8 protein-coding genes are annotated in these 8940 nt (G+C 40.3%); 5 read left to right on the top strand and 3 right to left on the bottom strand.

Translation table 11 applies throughout. The annotated features are described in order from the left end of the window. Positions 1 to 138: 138 nt before the first annotated feature. Positions 139 to 1020, bottom strand: a complete 882-nt coding sequence (locus AB4135_RS19030) for a hypothetical protein (protein WP_371995020.1) — start codon at positions 1018 to 1020, stop codon at positions 139 to 141. A gap of 434 nt (positions 1021 to 1454) precedes the next feature. Here AB4135_RS19030 and AB4135_RS19035 point away from each other — a divergent pair, with 434 nt between their 5' ends. From AB4135_RS19035 to AB4135_RS19050, 4 genes are all read left to right on the top strand, one after another. Next, positions 1455 to 2006, top strand: coding sequence for an N-acetyltransferase family protein (locus tag AB4135_RS19035; protein WP_371995021.1), 552 nt, complete (start codon positions 1455 to 1457; stop codon positions 2004 to 2006). Positions 2007 to 2026: 20 nt separating this feature from the next. Then, positions 2027 to 3367 carry an NAD(P)/FAD-dependent oxidoreductase gene (locus AB4135_RS19040; protein ID WP_371995022.1) on the top strand — a complete coding sequence of 447 codons (1341 nt, stop codon included), beginning with the start codon at positions 2027 to 2029 and terminating at the stop codon, positions 3365 to 3367. 68 nt (positions 3368 to 3435) lie between these two features. Next, positions 3436 to 3711: a hypothetical protein gene (locus tag AB4135_RS19045; protein WP_371995023.1), complete on the top strand. Its 276-nt coding sequence runs from the start codon at positions 3436 to 3438 to the stop codon at positions 3709 to 3711. 131 nt (positions 3712 to 3842) lie between these two features. Next, positions 3843 to 4172, top strand: a complete 330-nt coding sequence (locus AB4135_RS19050; RefSeq protein ID WP_371995024.1) for a hypothetical protein — start codon at positions 3843 to 3845, stop codon at positions 4170 to 4172. A 451-nt stretch (positions 4173 to 4623) separates the two neighbouring features. Here the strand turns inward: AB4135_RS19050 and gap are convergent, their stop codons facing one another. Further along, complete coding sequence (gene gap / locus AB4135_RS19055) at positions 4624 to 5634, bottom strand: type I glyceraldehyde-3-phosphate dehydrogenase (RefSeq protein WP_371995025.1); 1011 nt, start codon at positions 5632 to 5634, stop codon at positions 4624 to 4626. A 216-nt stretch (positions 5635 to 5850) separates the two neighbouring features. Further along, the gene (locus tag AB4135_RS19060; RefSeq protein WP_371995026.1) at positions 5851 to 6687 is read right to left on the bottom strand and encodes a DUF2989 domain-containing protein; all 837 of its coding nucleotides are present in this window, start codon (positions 6685 to 6687) and stop codon (positions 5851 to 5853) included. A 220-nt stretch (positions 6688 to 6907) separates the two neighbouring features. Between AB4135_RS19060 and AB4135_RS19065 the strand changes: the two genes are divergently transcribed. After that, positions 6908 to 8344, top strand: coding sequence for a glyceraldehyde-3-phosphate dehydrogenase (locus tag AB4135_RS19065; RefSeq protein ID WP_220738477.1), 1437 nt, complete (start codon positions 6908 to 6910; stop codon positions 8342 to 8344). The last annotated feature ends 596 nt before the right edge of the window (positions 8345 to 8940 follow it).

Here is an 8940-nt window from a genome sequence, read left to right on the forward strand (position 1 = left end):
TAAACAACTAATATGTAGCGTCTTCCTTAAACTTAAAATACTAGCTATTAACAAAGGTTTACAATTTATACTTTTACCTTTTGACCTGTAAACTTGCGACTAATCATTTATACACATGCTGGTTGGTTTTAAATTAGATCAAAGTGGAAAAGCTGGAGACTGGCACACTTTCACCTCAAAATAATACCCATATGGTTTGGACATATCGGGACTTATCTCAAGAATTTCATAATCATTAAGCTCAACAATATGAGCATTATTAGAGATAGCGCAGCGTGACTTGCCATCCGCTTCTAATTGATAAGCAAAGTGAGCAATCAACTCCCTTGTTTTTTGAGAATAGAGTGCCCGTAATTGCAATGATTTATTAACACTGGTGTTAATCTCTTGCTCCAAGGCGTCTAAGGTTGAGTTGCTTGAATTTTGTTTTTCGTTGTTATTAGTACTGATTTCATCATCAGTGATTTTCTGCTCTGGCGCATCGGTCTCACCCAAAGAGTCAAGAATAATCTTCTCAAGATCTGCCTCCTTGGTTGAAGGCTGCTGGATACTGAGCAATTTCGGGTTATCAAGGTTTTCCTCTATAACAGAATCTACATCGCTTAAAAGTGCTAAGTGATAAAGCAAAATACTGGATAGAATTAGGCGAAGAAACATCGTCCATTTCTGATAATGTTGCAAATTAGTCAGGTTAAAGCCGTCGACACCGAAGGGTTTTAATAACAACAGAGTGAACAGGTAAAAAGGCACAAAAATTTGAAGCAGTAAAAGTGCAATAATGCTGATTGCCAATGTCCATGCGGGGAGATAAAGCAAAATAGCGAAGTTATGGGTATAGCTAAAATGACTCGAAGAAACACCAACAACTTCATTTACTACGGATGCGGCTCCAGCTAACGCAAAGTTAGCGATGACGGCGTAGAACAGTAGTAACACAGCTTTTCCTGCAAGAGAGTGCCAAACTCGGGCAAATAGAGGCCAGAATTCAGCGAGTAGCCCAACTACAGTAATGGCTGCCACTATGGCTAAACTATTGCTGAAACATAATAAAAGAAAAGCAAAAAGATAAAGTTTTTGAACAAAGCTAAGCTTACTAATAAAAGTAAGTAAGCCGTCATATACTCGATTGTTCATGTTTATAATATAACGCGCCAAACTATATGTTGGCCCTAAAAGCTTATCTTTAGACACTTAACTTATCCCTGTTCACTATCTTTTGATGGTTAATCATTGAATTTTTTCTAATAACATAATCGAATTGAACATATAAGTACAAACCTAGCTGCACAGTAGATCTACAATTGGACTTACTTGAAACCTAATTGCAAAGCTTTAGGGTACGAGTAAAGTATCGAAAAATGGCCGTTTTCGGAATAGAACCTGTCTGCGATTCAATATTTGGTTATGGGTATGCTATTGTGCCGAATAATCTTAAAAGGATATAAAAACATAAGATGATTATTGAAATTACTGACGCTCACTTTGACGAAGTGATCAACCTGGGCAATTTGGTTCATGGCGAAGGTTATTTAGACCATAGCACTTTAGCAACTATAGTTGAAAAAGGCTTCAAAAATGGCATTAATAGCTGCTTTGTAGCAAAGGAGTCTGACACATTACTCGGTTTTAGGTTGACCTACGCCGCTGAGCAATGGGATATAGATAAATGGTGTACACCAAGCGAATGGTCAGTTCCAACTAAGTATGTCGGTTACTTTAAATGCAACACTGTTGCACAAGAGGCTAGAGGTAAAGGCTTAGGTGGAATGCTATTACAGTATTCAGTGGCAGCGCTAAAACGTCAGGGGGCTCAAGCAGGAATTAGCCATCTATGGAAGCAAAGTCCAAATAATTCTGCTGTTCGTTATTTCACTAAAGCCGGAGGCAAGCTTATTAAAGAGCATCCAAATCGATGGAATGATACCAGTGATCACCCCGATTATATTTGTGTTATTTGCGGTTCAAATTGCACTTGTACCGCCAGTGAAATGCTACTGACCTTTTAACTAATACAATAAGCTTTATTATGAATAGTGAACTTTTTGACCCACTTTATAACAGTACTCCTGCTGGGCTAAAGCCTTGCCGTTCTTACTGGGCCAGTACCACATCATTAGGGGGAGTGAGTCCAATATTATCGGGTAATCGAAGTGTTGATGTTGCTGTAATCGGCGGCGGTTATACCGGCTTATTGAGTGCTTATTATCTAGCAACTGAGCACAATATCGATGTCTGCGTGTTGGAAGCCAACCAAGTAGGCTTTGGCGCGTCTGCAAGAAATGCGGGGTTTGTATTAAAGGGCTCAGGAAGATTGGGCTATAAGCAGATGGCAACAAGGTGGGGTCTTGATACAGCTAAAGGTATTTATAATGAATTTAGTGAAGCGGTATCAAGAGTCGATGAACTGATCGACGAGTTTAATATCGATTGCGAGCCACAACAAAAAGGCTATCTTAAAGTCGCACATAACAAGAAAGCATTAGACCAGTTACAAAGCGCTGCTGGGTTTATAAAGCGAGAACTTGGAGAGGACGCTGAGTTTATAACGGCTAGCCGTTTCAAAACTGAATTCATGGACCATCAACAAGCCCATGGTGCACTAAGATTAGCTGATGGATTTGGTGTTAATCCGTTAAAATTATTACTTGGTTATAAATCGATGCTGCAAGGGAAGGGCGTTGACCTTTATGAAAATACCTGCGTGACGGAATGGCTGACAGAAGGTAATAAACACCGTCTGATAACCGCTAATGGGGAAATCACGGCTAACAAGGTCATCACCGCAGGAAACGCCTATACACCAAAGTCGTTCAATGCAAATATTGATAACTGTTACTTACCTATTCTCAGCAATGTGATTGTTACCGAGCCTTTGTCGGAACAGGAGCTACTAAGTTGTGGACTCAATACGCATCAAGTAACAATGGACACCCGCATACTTAAGTATTATTACCGCTTGTTGCCAGATAACAGGCTACTTTTCGGTGGCAGAGGGGCGATACAAGGCAAAGATGCACACAACCCTATCTACCAAAAACGGTTAAAGTTTGCCCTTGATAAGTGTTTTCCACCATTGCGTAATAAGGCTGTCGCTTATAATTGGACTGGTTGGATTGCTGCTGCTCTCGACGACATGCCACACGTTTACGCTTCAAACGGCGTGGGTTATAGCATGGGCTATTGTGGCTCGGGTGTCTCCTTCAGCACACAAGCGGCGTATAGGTTAGCTGAACAAATCGCAGGAAAACCCGTTCCAGCCTTGCCACTCTATCAAGTACCGCTACCTAAATTCCCATTACCGCAACTTAGGCGTGTCGGTCAATGGGGATATTACCATTATGGTTGGTTAAGAGACCGATTTCTTTAACCTGCTCAACACAGCTCCCGCTAGTTGTGCTACCTTTATAGACTGATTTTTTTATTAGGACAAAGTTCGTGAAAACACCTGTAGACAAGATGCTAGATCAACACCAGCAGCTCGTTCACTCTGAAAATGTATCTGTTTTATCTCATGTTCAACGAGAAAAAGAAGACTGGGTGCTGCATACGGTCATGATAGAAAATTGCGATACACCGTTTAAATTTAAACGCCGTAAAAAATATAAATGCTTAAAAGGTGCGCGAGTCAATATGACATACTATAGCGCTACAGAAGGCATCGCAGGGTTTGAAATTGATGTGTTTAAAGTGGTACGTATAAAACGTAGTTAACATAGTCATGTGAATACATACAGTTATGCCTCTCATCCGATTAAGCCTAGGTACAGCTAACAAGCAATATAATCTCTTCTAGAAAGTGACTTCCATCGTAAGTGGAAAATCTTATTTTTGAGAGGTGTTAGATGTATACAAGTAGACAACTAAATAGGCAGCATGCAGGTTTAGCAGCTCAGATTATTGTTGATGAAAAACTATCGGTTTTATGCGACTCAGTCCAAACATCAATTAAGCTAACACAGCGAGCATTACTCAAACGATGTCTAGAGAGTAACCTTATCTCCTCAATGACATTACTCAGTCACAAATCTGAAGCGCTTGAACTACATAGAGCAATTTTGAGTGCTGAGTTAGGTGAAGTAGAACAAAAGATATTATTGGGTTATATCGACCAAAATATTGAAATGATAGATGACTACCTTTGTATGAATCCTAAAGTACAAGAAAAACACTAGTCCCTATTCTATCGTTCAATAATAGTTTAGCAGCTCAATCGTTGCTGCAGATTATAGTTCTACCTTGCATTGCCTGGCTGGCGCACATTTGATTAGTGCGCCAAAATTACTCGTAATCGTGTAACGCCTTGTATTGAATCTGATAAAATCCTGCTCTACGTGAACCCTTAGCCTTGCCACTCCTGCAATGCATTGGCAATAACCATTCCTTTACTAGTGCGCTTTGAATTGCAAAAACTGAGGGGCTGAACAGGTCAAATACTTAATAGGCTTTACTCGATGTTATTTATTTTACCAAGGGAATGACCATTCGTGGCAATCAATGCCGTGAATAAAGCCCGTTAAATCCCTATTGAATCATGCAGCTTCAGATAGAACGGGGATAGTTTATTAGCGCTAGACACAAAAAAGCCCAGCATTGCTGGGCTTTTAAATCTAAGCAGTTAGCTCATTACTTTGCAGACATTAACGCAACAGCGTTGTCTAGCATGCGGTTACTGAAACCCCATTCGTTATCATACCAAGCCATAACTTTAACTAGACGACCATTAACGCGAGTTTGAGTCGCATCAAAGTTTGAAGAGTATGGGTTATGGTTAAAGTCGATAGAAACCAAAGGTTCATGGTTTACAGCTAGCACTTCACTTAGTGGAGCAACAGACGCTGCTTTTTCAATGATAGCGTTAATCTCTTCAACCGTGGTATCACGAGCGGCTACGAAAGAAAGATCAACAAGTGATACGTTTACTGTTGGTACACGTACTGCTAAACCATCAAACTTGCCAGCAAGTTCTGGGACAACTAAGCCAACTGCAGCAGCTGCGCCTGTGCGTGTTGGGATCATTGACATTGCAGCAGCACGAGCGCGGCGTAAATCAGTGTGGTATACGTCTGACAAACGCTGATCGTTGGTGTAAGCATGAATCGTTGTCATAAGACCTGATTCAATACCAATCTCGTCATTTAACGGCTTAGCAAATGGTGCTAAACAGTTAGTAGTACAAGAAGCATTAGAAATTACCGTCATATCACTGGTAATTTCGTCATTGTTAACACCGTAAACAACAGTAGCGTCAACATTTTTGCCTGGTGCAGAGATGATTACTTTCTTTGCGCCGGCTGTTAAGTGTGGTTGTACAGACTCTTTAGAAGTGAAAATACCTGTACACTCGAAAACAACGTCTACGTCTAGCTCATCCCATGGAAGTTTCGATGGGTCACGTTCTTGGAATGTCAGGATCTTATCTTCGTTAACAAAAATAGCATCATCAGCGTGTTCTACTTTTGCATTAAAGCGTCCGTGAACAGAATCGTATTTTGTTAGGTGAGCGTTGATTGAAGCGTCGCCTAGATCATTTAACGCAACAATCTTGATAGGGTAGTTCTTTTCGCTTTCATATAGAGCACGTAGAACATTGCGGCCGATACGGCCATAGCCGTTAATTGCAACTCGGATAGTCATCTCATATCCCTCAGGTAAAAGTTTAAATAGAATCTGGTAGTAAAATTACCAAACTGACAGCTACCGTCAAGCAATATCGTCCAAATAGCGGCGATTCCCTTAACAAATTAGGTAATTTTTTTACATGGATCGCGTATTGGGCTATTTTTCTACTAAATGAAGAAAATTATTGTAAGTTGGCAAACATATTGCCGAATACAAATTACACGAGCCTTATTAATTAATTGCTTGATCTAAGTCCTGCTCCAAGACGATTTTTAGCTTACTTTGAGCATACATTCCAGATTCTAGTACATTAGCCAAATTTTCAGCTTCTTTATCTAACTTTTCCTGCAATATTTTATTACCTTGGATCATCGCTAACATCTGTTCCTCTACAAAATTAGCATCTGTCATGATGATATTGGTTTTTGACAGTAAGTAATGCATCTCGGGACGATGTTCGTTTCTATAGAGGGTAGCTAATGCTAACAACCAATCTGGGTCAAATGAATCTTTGTCGGCGTTAGATAGCGTTGCCGCGTACAGACGTTTAGCTTTGTTCGGATTGCTTTGCAAAAAATGGGCTGCGAGCTGTGCTTTAAGTCTAAAATCTTTAATCAATCCATTTGTCTCGGCGGCAAAGAGCACTTTGCCAGCCTCTGCATCGTTAAACCTAGACCAATGGTAATAGGCCAAATGTGGATCCTGGCTGTTTTTGGTTGTTTCCTGTAACTGTGCCAATGTTTGCGAGCTTAAGCCAAAGGCTCGGGCACGATCGTTAGTCCGTTCTGGATGCAAAATATGCTGTACACCTGCAGCGAGTTCAATACACTTATTATAATCTTCTAAGTACAATAATTGGTCGAATAACTGTTCGCCTGTCGGCTGCTCTGTCATTTTTAATTGGTATCGATTGCGAATTAGGTCGCCTTTTTCGAATCTACACCAACTATCTTTGTGTAGATCTGAACAAAGTTCAGGATTTTTGTTACAGATCTTCTGCGTATTTGAGGTCGGTTCGCAGCCAAATAGTCCAATAAAGGCCGTAATTCCAAGAAGTGATGTAAACATTACAAATTTTCTACTCAAAACAGGCTCCATGCTCATTTTTATCTAATTAAATTACATCGTTATATGAAATATCTGACTAGCCTGAAAGGCCAGTTTTCATTACAATAGCGCCGACCAAACGGGGAAAGACACCCTACATAACCTAGATTATTGGTCTTTTCTTTTTGTTACTCAAACATTTCTGATAGAAAATCAGAAAAGTGAGATAAAGGATCTGTTAATGAGCGCTGATAAACACCTACAAAGCTGGCAAGAACGTTTCGAAATGGCAGAGGCTATGCAGCCTTTACTTGGTAAATTATATCGTAACCAAGGTGTAGAGGTTGTCGTATACGGTAAACCTTTACTTAACGCTTCTACCATCGAAATCATTAAATCACACCGTTTAGTGCGCCGTCATGTCGGTGACAAACTAAGACTACGTGAAAGCTTTCCATTTATCGAAGCTTTAAGCAAGTTAGCGGTAAAACAGTGCAAAGTTGATATTGGTAAACTGGCTGTTAATTACTGGCGTGAATATAAAGACGCGAGCCAAATCGAAGCTTATATGAGCAGCGAATTGTCAGCCGCAATCACTCAAGAAGATACTGAAGAAGCAAGAGATGTTGTTCTTTACGGTTTTGGCCGTATCGGACGTCTTCTAGCTCGCTTGTTAATTGAAAGAACGGGTGTGAGCAACAAGCTTAGACTGCGTGCTATCGTCCTTCGTGGTGGCCGTAAGGGCGACCTAGAAAAACGTGCAAGCTTACTTCGTCGTGACTCAGTGCATGGACCATTCAATGGTTCTGTAGAAGTTGACGAAGAGAATAATGCAATCATTGCTAACGGTACTTATATTCAAGTCATCTACGCAAACTCTCCAGATGAAGTTGATTACACAAAGTACGGTATATCTAACGCACTAGTGGTAGATAACACGGGTATATGGAAAGATGAAGCTGGACTTGGGCTGCACCTTAAATCAAAGGGCGCAACTAAAGTACTGTTAACTGCTCCAGCAAAAGGCGCAATTAAGAACATCGTTTATGGTGTTAACGAGTCTGACATTCTTGACGAAGATACGATTGTATCTGCAGCAAGCTGTACTACTAACGCCATTACTCCGGTACTTAAAGCGGTTAATGATAAATATGGCATTGTTAATGGTCACGTAGAGACTATTCACTCTTACACCAATGACCAAAACCTTATCGATAACTACCACTCTGCTGATCGTCGCGGCCGTAGTGCACCTTTGAACATGGTAATTACTGAAACTGGCGCAGCTAAAGCCGTTTCTAAAGCATTACCAGTGCTTGAAGGTAAGTTAACAGGTAATGCGATTCGCGTTCCTACGCCAAACGTTTCAATGGCAATTATTAGCCTAAACCTTAATGGTGAAACTAATAAGCATGAAATGAATGAATACCTAAAAGATATGGCGCTGCAGTCTGAACTGCAAAATCAAATCGACTTCACTGAGTCTACTGAAATCGTATCTAGTGATTTGGTTGGTTCTCGCTATGCAGGTGTTGTTGATTCTCAAGCAACTATTGCTGACGGTAACCGTACTATTCTTTATGTTTGGTACGACAATGAATTTGGCTATAGCTGCCAGGTCGTTGGCGTGATGCAAAAAATGTTAGGTCTTAACTACCAGTCACTGCCACTTGGCTAAGGCTGGATAGAGTAAGTACTTTTAAAAACGCCTCTTAATAGAGGCGTTTTTTATTTTCCGCTAAGTAATGTTTTCAATAGTGGCTTAGTTCGTCAAGAGAATCCTTAGCAAGCTGATGGTTAGTTTAGGCCAGTTGAGTATTCACTCAATGGAATACAACAGCCCTAGGCCTCCTGCATAGCTCCTATGACCGACACTAAATTGCCAGCATTATAAAGGGGCAGTATTGGATCCCGCACGCTCAAAATCGTTTAGCTGAATATTGAAACCATTCCGCCCAGCAAAAGTAGCGATTTTGAAATCAAATAAATAAAATTTTACACACAATCTGAGTTTGTCTGTCTTTATAAAATCAAAAAATGTGCGCTCTAGTATTATTTAAAATGCGCTTAATAACATGGCAGGGCATTGATATTGTGCAACTAACGATCAATAAGAACAAAAAACGTTATCTTTGATGCTTTTAACGTCAAACAGTTATAAAAAGCATTTTTCTCGATTGACTATGCAGAGTAAATCGGTAGAATGCCATTCCGTAGTCAAGGGGAAGCGAACTAAGCAAGAACTTGATTACAAATTAAATTGAAATGCGACAT

It is taken from the genome of Shewanella sp. 10N.286.54.B9 (assembly GCF_041468565.1).
In the GTDB taxonomy this organism is placed as follows: domain Bacteria; phylum Pseudomonadota; class Gammaproteobacteria; order Enterobacterales; family Shewanellaceae; genus Shewanella.

Excerpts from the sequence above, each read along its gene's own strand:
- AB4135_RS19035 (WP_371995021.1), top strand. The coding sequence starts at position 1,455 with ATGATTATTGAAATTACTGACGCTCACTTTGACGAAGTGATCAACCTG.
- AB4135_RS19040 (WP_371995022.1), top strand. The coding sequence starts at position 2,027 with ATGAATAGTGAACTTTTTGACCCACTTTATAACAGTACTCCTGCTGGG.
- AB4135_RS19050 (WP_371995024.1), top strand. The coding sequence starts at position 3,843 with ATGTATACAAGTAGACAACTAAATAGGCAGCATGCAGGTTTAGCAGCT.
- gap (WP_371995025.1), bottom strand. The coding sequence starts at position 5,634 with ATGACTATCCGAGTTGCAATTAACGGCTATGGCCGTATCGGCCGCAAT.
- AB4135_RS19060 (WP_371995026.1), bottom strand. The coding sequence starts at position 6,687 with ATGTTTACATCACTTCTTGGAATTACGGCCTTTATTGGACTATTTGGC.
- AB4135_RS19065 (WP_220738477.1), top strand. The coding sequence starts at position 6,908 with ATGAGCGCTGATAAACACCTACAAAGCTGGCAAGAACGTTTCGAAATG.